Raw genomic sequence first — 219 nt, 5'->3', positions numbered from 1 at the left:
ACACTCCCCTTTCCATCCCCCGTCGAACTGCTTTCCCACAAACTCTATCTTCTCCTCACCTAAAATCTTCAACCTCCCCAACCTGTAATCTTCCTTCAAACTACTCATATCTACTCCCACTTCACACACCATCTCCCCTTCAACCACAACATATTCCAATTTTCCATTCTCTTTATCCATTTTAAACGTCAACCCCGCCTCCATACCAAGCATTTCCAC

At 44.7% G+C, this 219-nt stretch carries 1 protein-coding gene; it reads right to left on the bottom strand.

The annotated features are described in order from the left end of the window. A partial coding sequence (locus tag FS628_RS31155) for a hypothetical protein (protein WP_222125376.1) occupies positions 1-180 on the bottom strand: 180 nt, incomplete at its 3' end. Positions 181-219 lie beyond the last annotated feature (39 nt).

Origin of the sequence: Paenibacillus xylanexedens (genome assembly GCF_007676705.1) — a bacterium.
GTDB lineage: Bacteria > Bacillota > Bacilli > Paenibacillales > Paenibacillaceae > Paenibacillus > Paenibacillus xylanexedens_C.
Note: the sequence above shows the minus strand (reverse complement) of the source record. Positions and strands in the feature narration are given on the sequence as shown.